The organism is Methanosarcina sp. WWM596 (genome assembly GCF_000969965.1).
GTDB lineage: Archaea > Halobacteriota > Methanosarcinia > Methanosarcinales > Methanosarcinaceae > Methanosarcina.
Genome location: NZ_CP009503.1, coordinates 134,885 through 155,985 on the forward strand (window position 1 = coordinate 134,885; position 21,101 = coordinate 155,985).

20 protein-coding genes are annotated in these 21,101 nt (G+C 44.3%); 7 read left to right on the forward strand and 13 right to left on the reverse strand.

Features of this window, described 5'->3' with window-relative positions:
• The first annotated feature begins 37 nt into the window (after positions 1 to 37).
• On the forward strand, positions 38 to 847 hold the full coding sequence (locus tag MSWHS_RS00605; protein WP_048125156.1) for a carbon-nitrogen hydrolase family protein: 810 nt from the start codon (positions 38 to 40) through the stop codon (positions 845 to 847).
• Positions 848 to 976: 129 nt separating this feature from the next.
• Here the strand turns inward: MSWHS_RS00605 and gatB are convergent, their stop codons facing one another.
• The 4 genes from gatB to MSWHS_RS20785 all read right to left on the reverse strand — a co-directional run bounded on the left by gatB (position 977) and on the right by MSWHS_RS20785 (position 4,572).
• Positions 977 to 2,464 (reverse strand): Asp-tRNA(Asn)/Glu-tRNA(Gln) amidotransferase subunit GatB, encoded by a 1,488-nt coding sequence (gene gatB / locus MSWHS_RS00610; protein WP_048125161.1) that lies wholly within the window; start codon positions 2,462 to 2,464, stop codon positions 977 to 979.
• Positions 2,465 to 3,892 (reverse strand): Asp-tRNA(Asn)/Glu-tRNA(Gln) amidotransferase subunit GatA, encoded by a 1,428-nt coding sequence (gene gatA, locus MSWHS_RS00615; RefSeq protein WP_048125163.1) that lies wholly within the window; start codon positions 3,890 to 3,892, stop codon positions 2,465 to 2,467.
• Positions 3,893 to 3,904: 12 nt separating this feature from the next.
• Positions 3,905 to 4,186, reverse strand: a complete 282-nt coding sequence (gene gatC / locus MSWHS_RS00620; RefSeq protein ID WP_048125165.1) for an Asp-tRNA(Asn)/Glu-tRNA(Gln) amidotransferase subunit GatC — start codon at positions 4,184 to 4,186, stop codon at positions 3,905 to 3,907.
• Positions 4,187 to 4,380: 194 nt separating this feature from the next.
• Positions 4,381 to 4,572, reverse strand: a complete 192-nt coding sequence (locus tag MSWHS_RS20785; RefSeq protein WP_197073998.1) for a hypothetical protein — start codon at positions 4,570 to 4,572, stop codon at positions 4,381 to 4,383.
• Between the two features lie 370 nt (positions 4,573 to 4,942).
• Here MSWHS_RS20785 and MSWHS_RS21860 point away from each other — a divergent pair, with 370 nt between their 5' ends.
• On the forward strand, positions 4,943 to 5,068 hold the full coding sequence (locus MSWHS_RS21860; protein WP_255350475.1) for a hypothetical protein: 126 nt from the start codon (positions 4,943 to 4,945) through the stop codon (positions 5,066 to 5,068).
• A gap of 98 nt (positions 5,069 to 5,166) precedes the next feature.
• Here MSWHS_RS21860 and MSWHS_RS00630 read toward each other — a convergent pair whose 3' ends face one another.
• Entirely contained in the window at positions 5,167 to 6,330 is a 1,164-nt protein-coding gene (locus tag MSWHS_RS00630; protein WP_048125168.1) for a Coenzyme F420 hydrogenase/dehydrogenase, beta subunit C-terminal domain, read from the reverse strand.
• 920 nt (positions 6,331 to 7,250) lie between these two features.
• On the opposite strand from MSWHS_RS00630, the gene MSWHS_RS00635 reads away from it, so the two are divergent.
• Positions 7,251 to 8,684 carry a methanogenesis marker 14 protein gene (locus MSWHS_RS00635; RefSeq protein WP_048125170.1) on the forward strand — a complete coding sequence of 478 codons (1,434 nt, stop codon included), beginning with the start codon at positions 7,251 to 7,253 and terminating at the stop codon, positions 8,682 to 8,684.
• 77 nt (positions 8,685 to 8,761) lie between these two features.
• Here MSWHS_RS00635 and MSWHS_RS00640 read toward each other — a convergent pair whose 3' ends face one another.
• Both MSWHS_RS00640 and mptA read right to left on the reverse strand, forming a co-directional pair.
• Positions 8,762 to 9,091, reverse strand: a complete 330-nt coding sequence (locus MSWHS_RS00640) for a DUF2098 domain-containing protein (RefSeq protein ID WP_048125174.1) — start codon at positions 9,089 to 9,091, stop codon at positions 8,762 to 8,764.
• Positions 9,092 to 9,381: 290 nt separating this feature from the next.
• Positions 9,382 to 10,338 (reverse strand): GTP cyclohydrolase MptA, encoded by a 957-nt coding sequence (gene mptA, locus MSWHS_RS00645; RefSeq protein ID WP_048158639.1) that lies wholly within the window; start codon positions 10,336 to 10,338, stop codon positions 9,382 to 9,384.
• A gap of 434 nt (positions 10,339 to 10,772) precedes the next feature.
• On the opposite strand from mptA, the gene MSWHS_RS00650 reads away from it, so the two are divergent.
• Positions 10,773 to 11,057: a non-histone chromosomal MC1 family protein gene (locus tag MSWHS_RS00650; protein ID WP_048125178.1), complete on the forward strand. Its 285-nt coding sequence runs from the start codon at positions 10,773 to 10,775 to the stop codon at positions 11,055 to 11,057.
• Between the two features lie 273 nt (positions 11,058 to 11,330).
• Positions 11,331 to 12,230 carry an acetylglutamate kinase gene (argB, locus tag MSWHS_RS00655; protein ID WP_048130134.1) on the forward strand — a complete coding sequence of 300 codons (900 nt, stop codon included), beginning with the start codon at positions 11,331 to 11,333 and terminating at the stop codon, positions 12,228 to 12,230.
• A 411-nt stretch (positions 12,231 to 12,641) separates the two neighbouring features.
• Here the strand turns inward: argB and MSWHS_RS00660 are convergent, their stop codons facing one another.
• Positions 12,642 to 14,120, reverse strand: coding sequence for a phenylalanine--tRNA ligase subunit alpha (locus MSWHS_RS00660; RefSeq protein ID WP_048125181.1), 1,479 nt, complete (start codon positions 14,118 to 14,120; stop codon positions 12,642 to 12,644).
• Positions 14,121 to 14,267: 147 nt separating this feature from the next.
• Positions 14,268 to 15,581 (reverse strand): tryptophan--tRNA ligase, encoded by a 1,314-nt coding sequence (locus MSWHS_RS00665; protein WP_197073999.1) that lies wholly within the window; start codon positions 15,579 to 15,581, stop codon positions 14,268 to 14,270.
• 490 nt (positions 15,582 to 16,071) lie between these two features.
• Here MSWHS_RS00665 and MSWHS_RS00670 point away from each other — a divergent pair, with 490 nt between their 5' ends.
• The gene (locus MSWHS_RS00670) at positions 16,072 to 16,242 is read left to right on the forward strand and encodes a nucleotidyltransferase domain-containing protein (protein ID WP_048159516.1); all 171 of its coding nucleotides are present in this window, start codon (positions 16,072 to 16,074) and stop codon (positions 16,240 to 16,242) included.
• Between the two features lie 24 nt (positions 16,243 to 16,266).
• Here MSWHS_RS00670 and MSWHS_RS00675 read toward each other — a convergent pair whose 3' ends face one another.
• Positions 16,267 to 17,481, reverse strand: coding sequence for a radical SAM protein (locus MSWHS_RS00675; protein ID WP_048125184.1), 1,215 nt, complete (start codon positions 17,479 to 17,481; stop codon positions 16,267 to 16,269).
• 334 nt (positions 17,482 to 17,815) lie between these two features.
• On the opposite strand from MSWHS_RS00675, the gene MSWHS_RS00680 reads away from it, so the two are divergent.
• Positions 17,816 to 18,064, forward strand: a complete 249-nt coding sequence (locus MSWHS_RS00680; protein WP_231585690.1) for a transposase — start codon at positions 17,816 to 17,818, stop codon at positions 18,062 to 18,064.
• Positions 18,065 to 18,381: 317 nt separating this feature from the next.
• On the opposite strand, the gene MSWHS_RS00685 is transcribed toward MSWHS_RS00680, so the two are convergent.
• The 3 genes from MSWHS_RS00685 to MSWHS_RS00695 form a co-directional block, all read right to left on the reverse strand.
• Positions 18,382 to 18,993 (reverse strand): translation initiation factor IF-2 subunit beta, encoded by a 612-nt coding sequence (locus MSWHS_RS00685; RefSeq protein ID WP_048125187.1) that lies wholly within the window; start codon positions 18,991 to 18,993, stop codon positions 18,382 to 18,384.
• Positions 18,994 to 19,030: 37 nt separating this feature from the next.
• Positions 19,031 to 19,552: a 50S ribosomal protein L16 gene (locus MSWHS_RS00690; protein WP_048125188.1), complete on the reverse strand. Its 522-nt coding sequence runs from the start codon at positions 19,550 to 19,552 to the stop codon at positions 19,031 to 19,033.
• Between the two features lie 393 nt (positions 19,553 to 19,945).
• Complete coding sequence (locus MSWHS_RS00695) at positions 19,946 to 21,085, reverse strand: DUF1786 domain-containing protein (RefSeq protein ID WP_048125189.1); 1,140 nt, start codon at positions 21,083 to 21,085, stop codon at positions 19,946 to 19,948.
• Positions 21,086 to 21,101 lie beyond the last annotated feature (16 nt).

A 21,101-nucleotide genomic window follows, 5' to 3' on the forward strand; every position in this document is an offset into this window, starting at 1 on the left:
AATTACACCTTATAATTGGCAGGAATGAAAGACAACCATGAAAGCCGCTTGTATCCAGATGAATATCTCGCTTTGTTCGAAACAGGAAAACCTTGAGCGTGCCCTCTCTCTGGCAGAAGAAGCAGTTTCAAAAGAAGCCGATCTGCTTGTCTTTCCGGAAGTTTTCTCAACCGGCTTTTGTTATGACCATATAGAAGAATTGGCTGAAACCGCCTCTGGTCCCACGCTTGAAGCTCTCCTCGACTTTTCCAGAGAACATGGCTGTATTCTTTCAGGCTCAATGATCGAAAAGAAAGAAAGGAAAGAAAGTGATGCAATATGTCTAGAAAAGAAAACTCCTTCTCAGTTCAATCTTGGTTTTTGCATCGAATCCGGAAAGCTAACTGGTATCCGTCGAAAAGTCCAGCTTTACGGCATGGAAAAGGAATATTTTGCTCCTGGGGACAGCATAGCTCCTATCAGGCTGCAGAAGTACGGGCTCTCCATAGGACTTTTAGTTTGCAATGAACTCCGATATCCGGAAGTTGCCCGAAAATTAGCCCTTGAGGGAGCAGATTTGCTGGTTTCAGTTGCCGATATCCCGGATTTTTATATATATCCTTGGCGAATTATGTCCCTTTCCCGTGCACTTGAAAACCAGCTGCCGCATATCGCCTGCACCAGGGTGGGGAAAGACAGGTATTCGACTTATCCTGGCGGCTCTTTTATTGTTGACGGCTGGGGGCGCATTCTGGCAGAGGCTGGTATGGAAGAGTGTGTTCTTCTTGGAGAAATTGATCTGGAAGAGGCAAAAGAAATCAGGCAAACTGGTTCTATTCTCGAAGATCGAAGGCCTGATCTGTATTAAATAATATTTTCTTATAGGGTAGTGGGCGAGACTGCGCCGAGGTGCAGGGTAGAAAGCTCCAATTCTTTATTCAGCAATCCCTGCCAGAAACCCAATAAAAAAGTAGTTAAAAAGGTAAACCCTGCCGGGTTACCCTTTAAGTTCCTTTTCAATCAGTTCGCGAGCAGTTTTCGCATCTGCCGTGCCTTTTGTCTTTTTCATTACCTGTCCTACAAGGAAGTTCAGGGACTTTTCTGCTCCTCCAAGGTAGTCCTGCACTGCTGCAGCGTTTTCGGCAATTGTTTCGGCAACAGCCCTGGTGACCATGTCATCTTCCGCTTTGAAAAGACCTTTTTCTTCGATGATCTGAGAGGGAGTTTTTTCCTCTGTCCCGTCCAGAATTGTGCGGATGACTTCAACTGCCGCCCGGTCACTTACCTTGCCTTCGGCAAAGAGGGTGACCAGTTCTACCATATCCAGGACCTTGAAGGAATTCTCGATCCCCGGGTCTTTTGCGTGGATGAAGCCGATTGTCTTGCCGTCGTAAGAAGAGATTGCAAGGTCGCGGTAGTTCAGTTCTCCCAGGAAAACGTCGGCTGTCCAGGTAGCGGCAGTCTTCGGGTCAACACCTGTTGCACAGACACTTTCATAGAAGTCGGCAAGCATGATCTTGGAAGTAAGGGACCTTGCATGCATATCAGTGATGCCGTACTGTTCCATGAAGCGTGCACGTTTGGCGTCAGGAAGTTCAGGCAGAGTCTCTTTAATTGCAGGAATCCAGCCAGTAACGCGCATGGGCATAAGGTCAGGTTCACGGAAGTAGCGGTAATCTTCTGCCTCTTCTTTTGTCCTCATCGAGATTGTTACTCCTCTGCCCTCATCAAAATGGCGGGTTTCCAGCATGATTTTACCACCACGGCGGATCACGTTCTTCTGGCGCATAATCTCGTAGAGAAGAGCCCTTTCCACTCCTTTGTGGGAGGAGATGTTCTTTATCTCAACACGGGTGCCCCAGTAGACTGAAACGTTTGCATCGACACGCATAGCCCCTTCGAGATTTCCGTCAAAGACATCCAGGTATTCGAGGATGTTTCTGAACTTGTCAAGGAATCTTCTGGCCTCCTTGGGGCTCCTCATATCTGGCTCGGTAACGGTTTCAATCAGGGGCATGCCTGACCTATTGTAGTCTATAAGGACACCTTTGGACTTCTCGATGCTCCCTATATGTACAAGCTTTCCGGGGTCTTCTTCCATGTGAGCCCTTGTAATTCCGACTACATGTTCCCCGTCCTCTCCTTCGATCACAACCTTTCCCTTACTAACAATGGGAAAATCGTATTGAGTTACCTGGAAACCTTTGGGAAGGTCAGGGTAGAAGTAGTTCTTCCTGTGAAACTGGGTCTCTTCTGCAATTTCTCCTTCAAGAGCAAGTCCCACCTTAATTGCTGCTTCCACGGCTTTTTTGTTCAGTACCGGAAGTGTACCTGGAAGGCCAAGACAGACCGGACAGGTGTGGGTGTTGGGAGCTGCATTGTGGTAATCGGTAGAGCAGCCGCAGAACATTTTGGTCTTAAGTTTGTTGAGCTGGATGTGGATTTCAAGCCCGATCCTTATGCCGTCAGGGTTTTCATAGACCATTTACGCCACCTCCGGAGGTCTCTTTGTGTGGTAATCAGTATTCTGCTCAAAAGTATAAGCTGCACGCAGAACCGCGGGCTCATCAAAAGGCTTGCCCATTATCTGAAGCCCGATAGGCAGTCCATCAGTAAAGCCGCATGGTATGGAAATTGAAGGCACGCCTGCAAGGTTGATCGGACAGGTGTTTACGTCCGAGAGGTAGAGAGTCAGTGGATCTTCAATCTTTTCCCCAATCTTGAAAGCAGGGTTGGGCATGGTCGGAGCCATAAGCAGGTCAACTGCTGAAAGAGCCTTATCAAAGTCCTGTTTCACAAGTGTCCTTACCTTCAGGGCTTTGAGGTAGTACTTGTCATGATAACCTGCAGAAAGCGCATAGGTCCCCAGGAGAATTCTTCTCTTGACTTCGGTTCCAAAACCCTCGGCTCTGGTCTTTGAGACCATTGTGTGCCAGTTTTCGGCGCTTTCCCTGAACCCATAACGTGTTCCGTCGAAGCGGGCAAGGTTTGAGGAGGCTTCACTCATTGCAATGATATAGTACGAAGCAAGGGCGTATTTTATGTTGGGCATCGAGACCTCTTCCCAGGTCGCTCCGAGGCTCTCATATTTGTGTATAGCGTTCCATACGGCTTTTTCTACGTCCGGATGGATTCCTTCTCCAAAAAATTCCTTTGGAATACCTATTTTCAGCCCCTTCACATCGTTAACAAGAGCTTTCTGGTACCCAGTTTTACTATCAATGGAGGTGGAATCTCTTCGGTCGTAACCGGCTATAACATCCATCAGGACTGCTATATCTTCCACATTGTTTGCTAGAGGTCCTACCTGTTCAAGGGAGTTTGCATAAGCCACAACTCCGTACCTTGAAACTGCCCCATATGTTGGTTTAAGCCCTACAACACCACAGAAAGCTGCAGGACAGCGTACGGATCCTCCAGTGTCAGATCCCAGGGCAAAAGGGGCTTCTCCTGCCGCAACAACCGCTGCGCTGCCACCGGAAGATCCTCCAGGTACTCTTTCGAGGTCCCAGGGGTTTGCAGTCGGCCCGAAATGGCTGGTTTCCGTGGATGAGCCCATTGCAAACTCATCCATATTGGTTTTTCCAAGGACTATGGCTCCGGCAGCAAGAAGTTTTTCGATTACGTGAGCATTGAAAGGAGGAACGTAGCCTTCAAGAATTTTCGAGCCGCAGCTGTTTGTCAGCCCGACCACGGAAATGTTATCCTTGATTGCGATTGGAACTCCTGCAAGGGGACCCTCATGCCCTTCAACATCGATCTTTTTTGCCTGCTCAAGGGCTTTATCGGAAACTGTTACATAACCATTGATTTTGCTCTTTCCGATAGCTTCGAGGTATCTGGCTGTTACTTCTTCGACTGAGCTTTCTTTGATCTTCTCTTTAACCTGTGCAACACTCATCCATTTTGCCATCAAAACATCTCCTCAGCCGATCTTCGGGACCCTGAAAGCCCCGTCCTGTTTGTGTTCGGTGTTTGCAAGAACGGTTTCTTGCGGGAGGCATTCTTCAACCACATCTTCCCTGAATACATTATAGATCTCAGCAACATGGTATGTGGGAGCAACATCTTCGGTCGGCACCTCATCGAGCTGCCCGAAGTACTCCAAAACTGAATTAAGTTTTTCCATATATTCGACTGTTTCCTGCTCATTGATCTCAATGCGGGCAAGCCAGCCGATGTGTTCTACATCCTCTTTTGTGATCATTAAAATTCCTCAAAAATAGAATAATCCTGAATAAAATGTCGTTAATTATGCATACTAGAAACAGTTTATGAAATAAATATATTCTTCCTATCTCATCTTGGGGGGTATGCTGGGAAGTATTTTTTAATATAATTTGGTGTAAATATTCTCTTTTTTCAGATCGAATTGAAATACTGATAATCATTCAGTTACCATTACTCCTTATTTATTCTTCTGCTACACTCAATGCTAATTATTTTCATACTGGCTAGAAATACGCCTGGAAATACACCTGGAAATACGCCTGGAAATACGCCTGGAAATACGCCTGGAAATACGCCTGGAAATATGCCTGGAAATATGCCTGGAAATATGCCTGGAAATATGCCTGTGGCAATATTCTGCAAATTCATATCTGCAAATTTATTGATTCTTCCATCTACGTAGATCAGCTTTAGAAAATCTCATGAAATTCCCCTGAAATCCCAAAGATTCCAAATATTCGGGAACAAGGTGAATAAGTGATAATAAATAGAGTAGCAGTGGATCAATTTAGTGAGACTCTTCAAAAAGCAAAGAACGATCTTCAAAAGCTAACAAAGTGATTGAGTTTGAAGGAAACTGGGAGATTGGCAAAACAGGACCTCAATTTTTCCACAAATATAATATTTGAAAGAGGAAGGGAGTACTTGATCCTATCTGAATGAGGGGGAAGTACTTGATCCTATCTGAATGAGGGGGAAGTACTTGATCCTATCTGAATGAGGAGGAGAGTACTTGATCCAATCGGATGAACCTGTAGCACTCGGAGGCGGTGCAACTGCTCCCAATCCTGTTCAGTATGAAGAAATCGATAATTCACTGAAATCGCAAAGCAGCGTTGTCCATGTTATTACTGTTTGACCACTGCAATTATCCCCTAAACTCTTATCTGTGGCTATATCCAATTTCGGGGCATATATTTTTTCTGCTTAAGATGACTGCCTTTTCATTTTGGATTTTTACACTTTCTGCCTCATATGCAATGCATACATCTGGACCTTTTTCATCTTTGCCAGGTTGAGTACTTTTTCGAGTTCTTCGTCGGTGAGGTGTCGGGCTTCGATGTAACCGTTGTCTACGGCTTCGTTGAAGATCTCGTAACCTATGGCTGAACGGGTGAGGACTGTGGTCCAGCCCTGGGGGCTGCCGACTCCGCCAAAGGAGATGTCCGCATTTTCAGAGGCTAGGTCTGTGCAGAACTGGCAGGATGAACTCCTGTATTCATCGAAATCGCTGAGTTCTAAGACGTGTTCTTTTCCGTTTTTCAGTGTAACTTCGAACTTTCCTTTTCGGATTTTCATGGCCTCTACATTTTCTAGCGTGATCCCATAAATTTCCAGCACTGCCTTGATCCCTTCATAGGCGAAGGTGTCCATGCAGAAGAGTCCCAGTTTCAGAATTTTTGCCCGCATGAAGAGATGTAGTAAGCCGTATGAGCTTTTCTGCATCTTTGTGACGGCGTCGATGTTGCAGCTCGTTCCCACAAAGGCGATACTCTGCTTTCCCTGCTTGATTGCGCTCATCAGGGCTTCAAGAGTCATTGAGTGGGAGTAGATGCTTCCTCCGCTCTCAAGAATCTCCTCCCTGGTTGTTGCTACTTTGGGTATGGGTTTCCAGGGTTCTTCCTTTGAGCGGGCTGTGACGACAGCGCAATCTATCAGTCCCTCGTCCAGTGCATATAGAAGGAAAGAGGTCACAGCTCCGCCGTCCTGCCTCTTTATTTCGGGAATTGCAGACTTTGCGGCGTAGGCATATCGGAAGCTCCCGATTAGCCCTTCTTCTGTGGTGATTGTCCTTGGGCACTGGTAATAGCAGACCCCACAGGCTTTGCAGGGGCCGACCAGTTTTGGCGCACCGTTCTCAATGGTTATGTACTCACAGTTTGCTGCACAGGCTCCGCAGAGGGTGCAAATTCCTGGTTTTATGATGTCTTTTTTCAGTTTTCCAAAGGAAATCTTTTCCTTTTCACTCAGGTTTCGCTTGAGCCGGATGACACTCTTTTCCAGTACATCGAACTTCTGCTTGCATTCGGTACTGCAGAAATAGTAATGTTTTCCCCCGTAATCCGAAAAGTATTCAGTATCGTCAGATATAATTTTCTTGCAAATAGGATCTAGCGGCATTAAAGGTCTCCGATGATTATTATTTCCGAATCTCAGGAAACGCTACATGCGTCATTCCTGAAAGAAAATATATTAATCAGTTCTTCATTATCTAATTATTATATTTCATAAGTGTGTACTAGTCATGCGCGTTATTATAATCATGCTCTTTATAATTTATGCTCTTTATAATTATGTGCTCTAATTTATTCTTATAGGTAAATAATTTAGGCTTGATTGAAAACGTTTCTTTGAAGTGGGAATATTTTGTAGAAATTGCCATTAAGGGATAAATGAAAAGGTACCACATCAAGAGAGATTAATGATAAGGTACATGACAAAAATGATACCCGAAGATAAGTGAATACAATAAAAAATGGATACAAAAACAATTGATAAGGATAGTCGAATAGGGATAAAAATAAATTATAGTTGTGAAAACCAGCGCTGATGGATCAGTTATGATAAGACTTAAATAAACTGGCACTTTGAAGTGTTTTAGCAAAGATTATTATAGACTTTGATTAATACCTTCCTAAAACTTCAGGTAAATTGTGTTCTTGTCATATCTCTTTATCATATCCTGAAGATACATACCTCCTGAATATTCCCATATTCAAAACATCCGGTTTCTAATTGCCGTATCCAATTCATTTATGTTAGACTCGACCAGATTTAAATAGTGTTTAAGTTAGTTTGAGTCAGTTTCGAATCATTTATGTTAGACTCGACCAGATTTAAATAGTGTTTAAGTTAGTTTGAGTCAGTTTCGAATCAGTTTGAATTACCTTTGATTAAACTGTAAAAAGCAATTAATCTCTAAAATGAAATTTATTATTACATTCTATGTACAAGTTCAATTGAATTAGATTTCGGCAGTTCAACTGTACCGGATGCAGATTCAATTGAAACTATGTACAGATCCTCAGGAAGGGATAAAAATGGCTCTGAAACCCAGAATTGCAGAATCTCCTCAGGTTCGTTTGATTGACCTCAAGTCAAAACCATTCTTTATCGTAGCTTCGGTAGAAGTAGGAAATACCACCACCAAATCTATCCTTACAGCCGTCAATATGGAAACTGGAAGGACCCACATCATAAACAAGGTCTTGCGCATGACCCGAGATGTCCGTCCTCCAAAACCCGGAGAAACCGTGTTTGGAAAGACACTTACAGGTGTGGAACTTACGCGCGAAGCCGTTGCAGAACTGGTGAGTAGCACTCTAACCGAAGCCATGGAAAAAGCCAACCTGGACATAAAGACTGACCTTCATTTTGTGGTGCGCTCTACGGGTGTCGTTGCAGGCTTTGACAGTCCGGAGGAAGTGGGTGAATTTGTCAAAGCCCTGGCAGAAGGGTGTCTACTGGGAGGTGTCCCTCCAAAGAACATGACTCCTCCAATGTCCATCTCGAATATTTCTAAAAAACTCCAGAAATACAGTAACCTGGAAAAAGTTGTCTTTGATGGGGCTGTAGCTGGGGTTACGCCTCCGATTGGTTCTACAGGGGTTGAAATTGTTGCAAACGAAATGGAGGGAGAGCTTGCAACAGCAGGAATAAAGGAAGCGGCTAAACTGACTGATGTTGATTTCAGGAACCCCTGCATCTCAATCGACTTCGGGACGACCCTTGACGGAAGGATCACAAGCCAGGACCAGCCATATGCAAAAACAATTGGAAACTTCTGCGGTTATGCAGGTGCAATTCCTGATGCCATTATCCGGGGTTCGAAAATCGTTGATTCTAAGTTAGGAACCGCTTTGGAAGCTTTTGAGAACCAGAAGCCGCCTTCTTTCCTCACTCTGAAGATGAAGGCTAAAGCTATCGAAGATTATGCGAGGCGCATTCATGAGCTCATAATCATTGAAAAAGTTCCAAAGGATAGAATGAGGTACGGCAGTGTTCCTGTAAGGCCGGATGCAGCCGAGGAGATAGGTGTAACGCTTATCGGATGCGATGTAGGAGCAAACGGTTCAGATATGGGAAAGCTGAGTGCAATAGGCCTGGAGATCTGCAAAAGTCATGGTCTTCCGATTGTTTATGCTGTCATTGATGAGGTAATGGCTGGAGTGGTGTGCAGGCTCATAGGGGTCGCAAAAAAAGAAGGGCTCATTTTTGAAGATACAACTTTTGGAATTACAGGCAGGGCCGGGATTACCGGGAACAAGCCTAAATTAATCCTGAGCTGCCTGGAAAAAATGAACCTCGCTCCTAAAATCGATGAGAGAGTGGTCTTTGTGGATGACGGGCTTGCCAGAGGTGCGGCTGTTATGGCGCGCTGCATGAACTCCCTTGGTACACCGCAAAAACCGCTTGGTGGCAGACACGGCGGAAAATGTATTCTTGCGCAGCGGATAAAAATGCAGAAGAGGTAACGAAATGCAAAGTCAACGAAGAAATTTATCGGTAAAATAAAAAATGATTTTTGAGTAAAAAGTAAAGGCGGGAAGAATTACCCTCCTGCCCCTCCTCCTCCTCCAATTTTTTCAAGATCGAAGCTTTGAGCTACTTCTCTATCTTTCCTGAACCTTTCTTCCAGTTCCTCGACAGTATACTCCCTTTCTTCTCTCTTTTCTGTGGGTCTGATATCCGTAAATTCCAGGGTTTCTTCTCTATACCAGAGGTCGGTACTTTCGAGCAGGACCCAGACTTTTCCCTGGTCGTCCTTTTTGATCTCGTTAACCCTGCTAACGGTATCGCTATTTACGTATTTGACCGCATCTCCCACTCTGATGGTCTTTTTGTTGCGCCCTACTGCTATTATTTCTTCAGCATCAGCCATGCTTTCACCTCGAGAGCTTCCAGGACGCTGGCATTTTAGGCCCTGCAAGTCTATTCCTTCTTTAATAGCTTATAATAGGTTATTCCGGTCCTTTAATAAAGTTTATGTGGTCTCACCGTAAATGACTCCAAAAAAAGCCCTGAAATACTTAATTGAGGCTTCAAAATTTGACACATAAAAAAAGAATTTAAAGTTTGCTGATTTCTCAAAATCAGTTACCTTCTTTCGTAAAACCTCATCAGGAGCCCCTGAGTATTTTAGCTCAGGGGTAGTTGACTAGTTCGGGTTTTTTACTGATTGATTTCACTCCTGAGTTCTCCCATGAGAGCCACCCTCTCAGCAAATGCATTGTGCCTGTGTATGCTCTCTTCATTAATCTGTTTGATAGTGATTACCGCATTATCGGGAAGGTTCGGGAACTCTTTTACAACATTGTCTGCCATTGTCCTTACACAATCTTCCACAAACTTCGGGTTCATGTGTGCGGTTTCCACAACAACTTTTTCGTCCGAGCGTTTCAGAACCTCATAGATGCTTGAACTCATAGAGCGTTCTATTATCTTGATTATATTCTCAAGGGAAACGTCAAAGTCGTGAGCTACCTTGATTGAGATAATGCCTCTTCCGCGCTGGTTATGGGTAGCCATTGGCACTTTTTCCAGGAATTTTATAATTGTATCCCTGTCAACCCCAAGATTGGCAAGCTCGTTTGCAGCCTTATCTCTCATTATCTCCTGAGCGCAGGGACAGGCAGTCATTCCAACCACTTCAGCTCCGATGAGTTTTTTCACATCAAAGTAGTTTTTGTCGCCGTCACCTCTTACAGCCGAAGCTTCGGCAAAGATATTCACGACTTCCTGACACTTGATTCCTGTTGAGGGGGAGGCGCGCCTTATCATATATTCGCTTTTCATCCTTACTTCAGCCTGATTTGCATATTCATGGCGGCCAAGCAGGTTATGTGCAATATCGCTGCACAGTTGTTCTATTTCATATACCGGTGTGCTGAGAATCTTTTCCAGTACCTCGTTTCCAGCTTCAAAGTTTCTTGAAAGGTTTGCTCCCTTACGGTCTGAAGGCAGGTCAACAAAGACATCAAAAGTTGAAATCAGCACTATCGGACGTTTGTCCTTTCGTTTGATTTCAACCAGCTTTTTCATGTTTGTTACCCCAACACGGGTGAGGTTGATAGCTATGTTTGGTTTGCTGGCTTGGACGTCCGGGAGGTTGAAAGTACACTGTTCCATGTTTAACCAGATCCGTGAAAAGATGAGTTTGTTTTTGATTTAGAAAATTAATCCTTAACAAATACATAATAAATCTTTAACAAATACATAATTTTATTATATGCATTTGGAAAAATATAGTGACCATAAGAAGTAATAGCATGTAAAGTTTGTGCTTTCCAGGCTTTTTTTCCAAATGTACAATATAATATCTTTTTCAAAAGTATCTAAAAACCCTTTCCTGAATACTATTTCAGGTCATATTTTTAACAATGAGTAAATATTTAAACATTTCCCATTTTGACAACAATCTCTAAAAATTTAGTGTATATACCCTGCACAGATTAAGGGCTATTTTGCATAAACCAATAACTATAGGCAACATTCTGAAGAAAGATTTTATATACTTTAAAAATTAATCAGTGTCTAGCAATACAATTTGCGAGGTGACCTTTATGTCCAACACAAGAAATTTTGTTTTACGAGACGAAGAAGGCAATGAGCATGGTGTTTTCACTGGAAAACAGCCTCGGCAGGCTGCCTTGAAAGCTGCAAACCGGGGTGCCGGTACAAAATCCAAACCGGATGTCATCCGCCTCAGAGAACGCGGGACAAAGAAGGTGCACGTTTTCAAGGCATGGAAGGAACTTGTCGCAGCCCCCAAAAACAGGCCTGACTGGATGCCGGAGAAAATCAGCAAGCCCTTTGTCAAGAAAGAAAAGATCGAAAAAATCGAGTAAACCTGTATTTCTCACATACCCTGAAAACCGGGGTTCTTTCTTTTTCTTTTTGATATCCATATGCAGAATTAGCCTGGGCAGTTCTTTAATTTTATACTATCCGGGCTGGCTTATTTCTATAATTCCTATGTGTTATTCCTATGTGTTATTCCTATGTGTTTGTAAATTTTTAATGAAATTTGGATATATTTTCTTTTTTTACAGAATTTCTCTGAGCTATAACCTGTATGGTTTAACGATAAGTTTAAAAAGAGATTTTCTGATTCCTAAATGATGGAACTCAAAAGAGAGAATGTGCTTATTGAAGCCCTGCCTTATATGCAGGAGTTCTGTGATTCAATCATGGTTATCAAAGTGGGTGGAAACGCAATGATCAGCGTCCAGATCATGGAAGATATCATAAAAGATATTGTCCTCCTGCGTTATGTGGGAATCAAACCTGTTATCGTGCATGGTGGCGGACCTGAAATAACTGAAAAAATGGAACGTATGGGCAAGAAGGCTGAGTTTTTCCAGGGACTTCGCATTACAGATGATGAAACTATGGAAATTGCAAGGATGGTTCTTGTCGGAAATATCAATACTAAAATTGTATCCCTTATCGGAATGTTCGGCGGCAAAGGGGTTGGATTTACAGGCTACGACGGAAGAATGATCCTTGGTCATAAACAGGCTGCAAAACGTGTACTTATCGACGGTGTGGAAACTGAAGTGGATATAGGCTGGGTCGGGGAAAGTGAGGTCATAAACCCGGAAATTCTCCATATAATGCTTGAAAAAGGCTATATTCCTGTAATCTCTCCGATTGCTGTGGATGCAAAAGGCAATGCCCTAAATATCAATGCTGATACGGTTGCAGGAGACATTGCAGCGTCTTTGCATGCTAAAAAATTGATACTTATGACCGATGTTTCAGGTCTCCTGAGAGATATTAAAGATCTGAGCAGCCGCATTTCCCGCGTAAATCTGGATGAAATTGATTCCCTTATTGAGGAAGAAGTTATCAGGGGAGGCATGATCCCCAAAATCAAAGGTGCTGCGGTTGCGGTTAAAAGTGGGGTAGAAAAGGCACATATCATAAATGGGAGCGTTTCCCACTCCATGCTTCTTGAGCTCTTCACAGACGGTGGAGTCGGGACAATGATATACGGATCGGCCCAATCGCCGGAGTAACTACGGGTTACCAGTGGCCTTTAACTCTTGGAGTGTGGGGGCACGAGAAGCTACCTTCTTCGGAGTACATCAGCCCAATGGGTGGGGATAGTTATCTTCTAACAAAAGAAAGACTTCGGGATGAGGGCAGCCATGGATTTACTCCTTATGCTTTCATGGATTTACTTCTCATGCTTTCATGGATTTACTTCTCATGCTTTCATGGATTTACTTCTCATGCTTTCATGGATTTACTTCTCATGCTTTCATGGATTTACTTCTCATGCTTTAATTGAGCATCAAGTCTCAACATCCTGGTAACGGAAGATCAAAATCATGAAAAAAAGAATTGCCTGCGGGTTGAAACAGGCAATTTTTACAGCCCACGAGTTGCTTTAAGTTTTTAAAGCTTGAATATTTAGCTTTAAGTTTTCAGAGCCTGCATACTTCGCTCTTCCTGAGCCAGTCAATGTCGGACTGGTAGAGAAGCCTCAGGTCTTTAAGCCCTAGTTTCAGCATGGCAAGCCGGCTTACTCCGAGCCCCCAGGCAAGGACGGGTTCTTTGATCCCGAAAGGTTCTGTGACTTCTTTTCTGAAAACGCCTGCACCTCCGAGTTCAACCCAGCCGAGGCCGTCTACATAAACCTCAGGTTCCACACTTGGTTCGGTATAGGGGAAATAGCCTGGACGGAAACGGATTTCTTCGAATCCCATCCTGTGGTAGAACTCTGCCAGGAGGCCTAGCAGGTCTGCAAAGGACATGTCTTTGTCCATAACCACGCCTTCAAGCTGCTCGAATTCAGGGGTATGGGTCGGGTCAATCGTCTCCCTGCGGTAAGCCCTGTCAATGCAGAAGGCTTTTACAGGCGGTTCGGGGTTGTCTGCAAGGTACTTTATGGTTACTGAAGTGGTATGGGTTCTGAGTACATTGCGTTCGGCAAGTTCCCTGTCCCATATCCCTCCCCAGCCGCAGGAATCAATGTCTCCTCCGCGCTCGTGCATTGCTGCCACTTTTTCCGGATATTCAGCCGGGAGCTGGCAGGTACTGCCAAGGTGGAAGGTATCCTGCATGTCCCTTGCAGGGTGGTCCTGGGGCTGGAAGAGGGCATCGAAGTTCCAGAAAGAGCTCTGGATGATACCGCCTTTGATCTCTGTAAAGCCCATTTCCAGGAAGATCTGGCGCATTTGTTCAATCAGGCGCCTGTAAGGGTGGATTTTGGCTCCGTAGAGGGGTTTTGGAGTGATGTCAAGCCTATAAGGCCTGAACTTTTTACCTTTCCAGGTGCCACTCTTCAGCAGGTCGGATGTGATCTGGGCAATTTCTTCTTCAAGGATAATGCCTTGAGCTGCAAGAACACTTCCTTCACCTGTTATGGAAATAGTCCTGAACTTCTCTTCGTGTTTTATGACAAGTTTGCGCTTGAGCAGGTCTTTTATAGTCCTTTCATCGGCTGCAAGCTCTTCGAGAGTCTTTGCCTTGCCTGCGAAAGTTGCAAGGGCTTCTTCATCTTTGCCTGAAGGAGCTTTTCCCGAAGGTACCATAACTCCGTTTTCAACCTTCGCCCATCCTTTTTTCACGAGCCAGCCGGTTGCAATTCCTACGATCTGAGGGGAAAAACGGCTCCTCAGTTCTTCAAGAGAGGTAGGAGCTTTCAGGGCGTCAATTATCTGGCGCTCCGGAAGTCCGGTTTTCGTATATTCTTCTCCTTCTTTTGTAAGGGAGTAACGTTCGAGCACTTTTTCGGAAACGGAAGCAAGTTTTTTTTCCTGGAGCATGAAGGCTGCCTGCATTGCCGCATCCACCTGCAGCCCCGACTTCTCTTCCAGTTTATCGGGGGCGGTCGACCCCAGTTCCTCAAGGGTGAGTAAGACCTTTTTCTCGTTGATTGTGAGGTTATCCTGAGCACTCATATTGTAATCACGTCCTGATCTTCCTGAAATGATTAAAAAGTTGATCTGTTATAATAATTTGATTTGTTATCGGAATTTGGTAAGGCTCTAATAATTTAATTTTTGTAGATCTCTGAATAATTTAATTTTTGTAGATCTCTGAATAATTTAATTTTTGTAGATTATTCTGTACTCATCAAGCTGTTCCCGCGCAAGTTCCCGCTTTTCCTGATGGTCTTTAAGGAATTCTTTCATTTTTTCGGCTGCAAGCTGTTTACACGAGCCACACATCCTTGTGCCTGAGATACATTCCTGTTTGATTTCCAGCAGTTCGTTGTCGTCATCAAGCAGGTGGAAAAGCATCAGTTCGAAGACAGAGCACTCTTCGGGCTTTCCCCCAAGCTTTTTCTGTTCTTCCAGGGTTACACAGCCTCCGGTCTTTGCCTTCTTTACCTTTTTTTCTCCTTCTTTGGGGTCGTCCGTAAGGGCAATCTGGCTTTCAGGGATGCTGCTGGACATCTTCCCGCCCTGCAGCCCGCTCATGAATCTGTGGTAGGTGGATGCAGGAGGAATGAAAGCGTAGCCTCCGAACTCGACCGCTACCTCCCTGACAAGCTTTTCAAGCCCTGCAAGATCAGGATACTCTAGCACGTCAATGTGCTCTTCATAGAGTTTTACTTTCCCGGGAATGCGTTTCTTGAGCTCCTGAAGAGCATCTTTCTGGGCGGTTTTTCCCCGGACGCTCAGGTATTTCCTGCCTGTCTTTACGTCTTCCCGCCCCTCTACTCTGAACATGTTCATCTTGCCTGCAAGCCCCCTTGTAAGGCGGAGGTGAGGGTCCTGGTCCGGACCTACAGGAATTACAACTGGTTTTGGCCCCCCGAATTCTTCAAGCTGGGGCTGGAGGATGTCTGCGGCCTGGGTTGCCACGCTGAGCATGTGGGAAAGGCCTGTCTCTCCTGAAAAACCGTAGATGGCGCTCAGTTCCGAGAAATTTACTTTAACTCCGAGTTCAAATGCCAGGTCTTTGACGCTTCCGCAGCCTGACTGGAAATAAATAAGGCCGTCAGGTTTGAATCCAAGGGCGATCAGGCTTAATATGTATTCTTCTACCCCGATTTCTTTACATTTCTGCCAGGAAAACCCACGCACTGAAAAAGCTTCCCTGTCTGCAATCCCTACAAAGGCCGAAGCTCCCATTTCCTGGTGCCAGACGATCTGGTCCATGACCATCTTGTGCCCAAGGTGAACCTTTCCGGAGGGCATAAAGCCGTCCATTACTGAAAAAGGGGCACCTGTCCGCATGGCCTCTGCAATCTGTTCGTAATCACGGTGCCCGAAGATAACTTTTCTCCGCATGTACATATGCGGGGACGGGATTTCCGGAAGTACGTTTTCAAAAGGAGAAATCCCAAACTCTTCGAATAACTTGTAATAGTCAGTGATATTGCTTGAACTCCAGGGGTCAAGTTTAGTATTCATAAAGTCCCTCAGGGGCTGCCTTTTCCGGAATGTTGCCGCAGGCAGCTTTTTCTTGCTACATAAATAAGGGTAACGTTAATATGGGTATAAATCCCGTTCCGGCTAAATTGCTCTTTAAAAATACCTGCTCATATGTAAATGTTTATCTTCTGGCATTCAGTTCCAGAAATTAACATTACTTTATATTTCCTTTCTTAAGGTCATTTGGAGGTAACTCTCCTATCAAAAACGAAGCCTTAATGTATAAAGATATTTGGAAAGTTATTCGTGCTTTTTCCTTCAATTGCTATGTTTTTTGAACACATAAGTCCAAAACAATTATCTTTTTCCTGATATGGATAATTTTCCTGATATGGACTACCAAATAGTGAAATTATTTTCAATGGGGACATTATCGATGGAGATTTTTTTCCAAGTACCAGATTCAAACTTCTCTAAGTACAGACTCTAACCTCCAGAAATATATATTCAAAAGCTCAATTGTAATTAGATGGATAAGAGCTTATTTTTAGCAGATATAATAAATATTTTATCCGGATTGAAAGAGGTAGATGCAGCCTACATCTTCGGTTCATTTCTTGAAAGGAAATATTTCAATGATATTGATGTAGCTTTGCTCCTATCCGAAAGTTTAGATCCTTATCAAAGTCTCAGGTTTTGAATGGGTCTCTGAACCTTAATAAGGTTATTTCTCGCAAATCTTTTCAAAAGGATAAGGCAGTTTTGCCTCTTCAGGGATCTTGTCAACGAATTCCATAAACTCAGGGTCGTGCATAGGGCTCAAACTTTTCTGCCTCTGGAAATACGGATAGCTCCTCATCCTTTGCCAGATCTCTTTTAAGGGCACTTCTTTTACATTTCCGAACCTGAAAGGAGGGTAAGGGCTTGGTTTTACGTCGCCATCTGCGGTTACATGCATCCAGCGCCTGCCTGCCATTGCACCCATCATCTGGCCTTCAAAATAAGTGTTTGCAAACATGCGTGGGCCTTTCGGGTCCGAGTTAATCCTCCGGTACATTTCCAGAATTGTTTTCCGGTTACTGTCATTAAGCACAGGTTCACCTCTGGTTTTTGGCATTGCTTCCCAGACTGAAAACTCCTGAACCCCGAGTTCCGATGCAAGAGTATAGAGGGCAGGAAGTTCCTGCATGTTTGAGGGAGAGGCGTGAGTTGTCATTACAACCAGAAGCCCGGCTTCCAGAGCCATTTTTATGGCAGAGACAGCCCGGGCGTACGCTCCTGCGGAGTTTCGGGCAGCATCGTGTTTTTCGGGATTAGTTGAATAAACACCAACCATGAGGGAATGAAGTCCGGCTTCTTTCAGTTTAAGGGCAGTTTCTTTTGAAAAATCCGTGCCCCAGGTGGAACAGTTCACTATAGCACGGCTTTTGTCCACATACTCGATAAGCTCGAAGACATCTTCCCGCAGCAGGGGGTCATTTTCGGTAAAAGTGATTATGAAGGTGCCAAGTTCCAGGGCGTCGTCTATTACTCTTTTAATTGTGCCTGTATCCAGTTCGTCAACGGCTGTTCCCGGCGGGTACCTTGAACTGTTCTGGTGGGTGAGTTCGATGGAGACGGTTTCAGGAACGTATTTTCCCAGGGATATCTGAATTTCTGCAAAAATGAGACGCCTGAAAACGGGGCCTGGTATGGGAGGCAGCCATGCTGAAGGAATAACCCTGTCCTCCTGTACAAGAGCCGGTTTTTCCTCCTGCAGGCGTGAACTAATCTTTTTCAGTATAGGGCTGCAGGCTGCTTTCAGGGGTCCGCTTGCTGTAAGTTTCAGAGCTTTCCCTTCATGCCGCCGAAGGTTCACAGATAGCCCTGGCATGGAGAAAAGTTCTATATTTCTGTTCCTTGCGGGAGGGTCCGACACATTTTTTTTTTCAGAAGTCATTTTTCCTCACGGGTCATTTTCTTACGAGTTCCTAATTTAACTGTCTAATATTTAAATCCGTCTCCGGTTTAAACCACTCATCAAATCACTATTTTTTCCCGGGATAAACGTAGCTGTTCTATTTGAAAAATAACTTTAAACCAGCCTCAGAGGACCGTAAACTCTTTGAAAACAGGCACTGCTTGAATATAATACTGAACACAAAGCTATGTTGGATATCGAACACTAAGTCTCCGTATCAGAATATACTCTGCAGATTTCCTATTGAAAATCAAAACGTCATATAGGAACTCTACATAGGTTGTTCTGTGACGGCTAAAGAAGGACGATTACCATCAGTCAACATTATGAGCTACTAAAAAGAGCAAGAGAATACAATAAAACTGATCATTTCAAGGAAGATATGAAACAAAGAGCTCATATCGAACCAAAGCAAGGAGAAATGAAAAGACATCATGGATTGGAGAGGGTAAAATATTGGGGACTTCCAAAGATGAATATACAAGCAACAATGAGTGAAATTATGGTCAACGTAAAAAGATTTATCGCAATGAATAGTTGTGGCTATCAATTGGCATCATAAAATATGTAAAATGAATGAAAAATTGAAAGAAAAGGATGAAAAGAATGAATTGTTTTGATGAAAATTACTCCAAAAACTGGAGGATATTTATGAAGTGCAAAATTTTGCGCTGAAATTTTTATGTTGGCTGAACATTGCCTACTTTTACGACTCTATCGGATAGGCTCCATACTTGAAAATGTATCATACTTGAAAATGTATCATACTTGAAAATGTATCATTCTTGAAAATGAGGACTTGGGCTGTCCGGACGCGAGGGCTGAATTAATCCTTAGTCAGTCCGGACTGCCTCTTTAATTAGTAAAAAAGCTTGAACCTCATGCCGCCCTTTCTGAGAAGGCGAGGTTTCCGCTGATTTTCTTTATCTTCACTTTTACCACGTCGCCTTTTCCGGCACCGGGAACAAAGACAGTATATTTATCGATTTTTGCTATCCCGTCACCTTTGGACCCAACGGCATCTATCCGGAGTTCGTAGGTTCCTCCTTCCTCGATAGCATCCCTGACAACCACGTTGCTTACCTTTCTCTTTTTGACAGGTCTGTGAGCCCCGCAGGCAGAACATTTCAGGATAAGTACTCTGTCTACCCTGACAAGCTGGGTATCAGGGCGTTCGCATTCCGAACACATAACGTATTCGTCAACATATGCCTGAATATTATCTGTAATCTGAGCTCTCGTAAACCTGCCCTGGAAGACTGCACGTGTGCCTTCTATCTTCCCTGCAGTCCCCAGTTCCCTGGTGAGATATTTCATCAGGTGGTCAGGGTCCCGGTTAAGGGTGTCTGCAATATTTCCAAAGTTATCCAGAATTGTGGTTTTACCTTCGGAAAAGAGTTTGGGATCAGGGATTACGAATCGAGCGTCAGTAGTCTCAGTGTCCGGCATCTTTGCCATTGCACGATCCAAAAGCTCTTCGTAATCATACATTCTTTAGACTCCCTTGTAATCTTTACGGCTTTACCGGTTACTGTACCAGTTCTGCGCCTTCATCGATAACGATTCTGCAGGGGGTGGGCAGTTTCTGTCCAGCGTGCCAGAGAGCTTTCTTTGCAGCCTGGAAGTTCTGCTTCTCAATTGCCACTGTAAAGATCTTCTGCATTGCTTCTACCCTTGCTGCAGTACCGACATTCTTTCCAAAAGCCCTGCGCATCCCACTGGATACACGGTCAGCACCAGCGCCTGTTGCCTGCTTGTTTTCCCTGAGTACTTCATGGGGGTAAACACGGAGCTTCATGTAAAAGCCCATCTTTCCGGCATCTGCACTCAGGTGCCTGTTTGCTGTAATACGGGCTGCTTCGAGAGCAACGTGCCTGATCTGGCATTTTTCTTCTACAAGCAGGGAAATTTTAATTGGGAAGGAGGTATTTGCTTTGTCTCCCATGTCATAGTGAATAACCTGACTTCCGGGAACACCGCCCATGTATTTTTTTCTGGTAAATGAGCGCTGTCTAACGTTTCTGTACATACTTCCTGGCTTTCGTACCATTAGCTTGATTCTCCTGAAAGATAATGATTTTAATAGAAATTTGTTGTAACGGATTTGTTCCCGCATATAAATGTTTGCATCACGTTCGCAAAAAATCGTTTAGCAAACCATTCAGTATGAGATATGTGCATATAGAAATCACTGCATGTATTTACATTTATCTGTAAATCCGCCCTTGTGGGTTCTGGCAGGAAACTTCTGAGTCTCCAGGTTTTCCGATAGGGAATTTCATGCCTGATATTTTACAGCCCCTTAAATATTATATATCCCGGGCTTAGGTGACTTAATCCCTACTACTTAGTTGTTTATAAGTTTTATTGATGGCTTCTGGTGGTTTATAAGTTTTATTGATAGCCTCTTATGGTTTATATTTTATTGATGGTCTCTTGTGGTTTATATCTTATTGACGGCTCTTTGTGGTTTATATTTTATTGACGGCTCCGGGTATGTCTCATAAAATCCTGCAAGAAGCCCAAAGCAGCCTGAAAGCATCATACTCCCGAAGGGTGCAGCAAAATGCAGCTTTTTTGAAATTTCCTGCCTGACCTCTGAGCCCGGGAGCTTTTCAAGCATCTCCCTTTTAGGGCCGGTAATCATTATCGAACATACCTGTTCAATGCCGGAGGCTTCCTTTATATATGCACCATGCCCTCCGTCATTAAAGACTTCCTCAAAGCCAAGGGTCCCCCCGGCAAGCCTGATTATATAATCCTGGAGTTTTTCCGGGTTCATGCTGGAACTGTGGTGCTCAAAAATAGCTGTAATCCTGTTTTCATTTACAAGTGCCCCAAGAGTATGCCCGTTTCCTATATTGACCACGATGGAAGGCTGGACGGCAGCAGGGTCGGTAAGAGCCCCAAATACGGCTGCAGGCCCCGTATCCATGAAAACTGCCCGTGTCTTAAGGACAGTCGTGGATTTAAGAAGCGAATCTGCCTGGGCTTTCATGCGGGTAAAAGCCCGTGGGATTTCTTCGGGGCGGTAAACGAAGTTTTCGAGCTTTCCTCCTTTCTCTATAAGTTCTTTCAGAAGTTCAAACCTGTACACCCTGTTGCTCTTGTCCGGGGCGTTTCCGTGGTCCTGCACTGCCACTGCATAATTTTCCGGCATCCTTACTTCAAAATTTGAAAGTGCGCATGAAACGGCGCAGGGGTCAAAGTCCTGCATAATAACTTCCAGCGCCTCCCCTGAACCTGCAAGTTTCTTTGCCTCTTCCTCCGAGACTATCCTTACTCCAAAAGCCTTCACTTTCTCAAGGTTGTCATGAATGGTCAGAGCAGCTTCTTCAGTGGCATACACAGGAAGCCCTGCTTTCAGGTGAGTGCGGACAGCCCATGCCGAGGGTCCCCCTCCCATTATGGTCCCGGTAAGTACAAGCGCCTTTCCTGCCTTTGTTACTCTCCGCACTCTTTCCGCAGTAACCTGTGTGGGAGCCGGCATGACCATTATCAAGCTGTTTTCAACTTCTTTTGCCGAGTCAAAGAGCAGGAGATCCTGCGTACCTGTACCTATATCTGCCGTAAGTATATGCATACCCTGAGCATTGAGC

Excerpts from the sequence above, each read along its gene's own strand:
- MSWHS_RS00605 (WP_048125156.1), top strand. The coding sequence starts at position 38 with ATGAAAGCCGCTTGTATCCAGATGAATATCTCGCTTTGTTCGAAACAG.
- gatB (WP_048125161.1), bottom strand. The coding sequence starts at position 2,464 with ATGGTCTATGAAAACCCTGACGGCATAAGGATCGGGCTTGAAATCCAC.
- gatA (WP_048125163.1), bottom strand. The coding sequence starts at position 3,892 with ATGGCAAAATGGATGAGTGTTGCACAGGTTAAAGAGAAGATCAAAGAA.
- gatC (WP_048125165.1), bottom strand. The coding sequence starts at position 4,186 with ATGATCACAAAAGAGGATGTAGAACACATCGGCTGGCTTGCCCGCATT.
- MSWHS_RS00630 (WP_048125168.1), bottom strand. The coding sequence starts at position 6,330 with ATGCCGCTAGATCCTATTTGCAAGAAAATTATATCTGACGATACTGAA.
- MSWHS_RS00635 (WP_048125170.1), top strand. The coding sequence starts at position 7,251 with ATGGCTCTGAAACCCAGAATTGCAGAATCTCCTCAGGTTCGTTTGATT.
- MSWHS_RS00640 (WP_048125174.1), bottom strand. The coding sequence starts at position 9,091 with ATGGCTGATGCTGAAGAAATAATAGCAGTAGGGCGCAACAAAAAGACC.
- mptA (WP_048158639.1), bottom strand. The coding sequence starts at position 10,338 with ATGGAACAGTGTACTTTCAACCTCCCGGACGTCCAAGCCAGCAAACCA.
- MSWHS_RS00650 (WP_048125178.1), top strand. The coding sequence starts at position 10,773 with ATGTCCAACACAAGAAATTTTGTTTTACGAGACGAAGAAGGCAATGAG.
- argB (WP_048130134.1), top strand. The coding sequence starts at position 11,331 with ATGGAACTCAAAAGAGAGAATGTGCTTATTGAAGCCCTGCCTTATATG.
- MSWHS_RS00660 (WP_048125181.1), bottom strand. The coding sequence starts at position 14,120 with ATGAGTGCTCAGGATAACCTCACAATCAACGAGAAAAAGGTCTTACTC.
- MSWHS_RS00665 (WP_197073999.1), bottom strand. The coding sequence starts at position 15,581 with ATGAATACTAAACTTGACCCCTGGAGTTCAAGCAATATCACTGACTAT.
- MSWHS_RS00670 (WP_048159516.1), top strand. The coding sequence starts at position 16,072 with ATGGATAAGAGCTTATTTTTAGCAGATATAATAAATATTTTATCCGGA.
- MSWHS_RS00675 (WP_048125184.1), bottom strand. The coding sequence starts at position 17,481 with ATGACTTCTGAAAAAAAAAATGTGTCGGACCCTCCCGCAAGGAACAGA.
- MSWHS_RS00685 (WP_048125187.1), bottom strand. The coding sequence starts at position 18,993 with ATGTATGATTACGAAGAGCTTTTGGATCGTGCAATGGCAAAGATGCCG.
- MSWHS_RS00690 (WP_048125188.1), bottom strand. The coding sequence starts at position 19,552 with ATGGTACGAAAGCCAGGAAGTATGTACAGAAACGTTAGACAGCGCTCA.
- MSWHS_RS00695 (WP_048125189.1), bottom strand. The coding sequence starts at position 21,085 with ATGCATATACTTACGGCAGATATAGGTACAGGTACGCAGGATCTCCTG.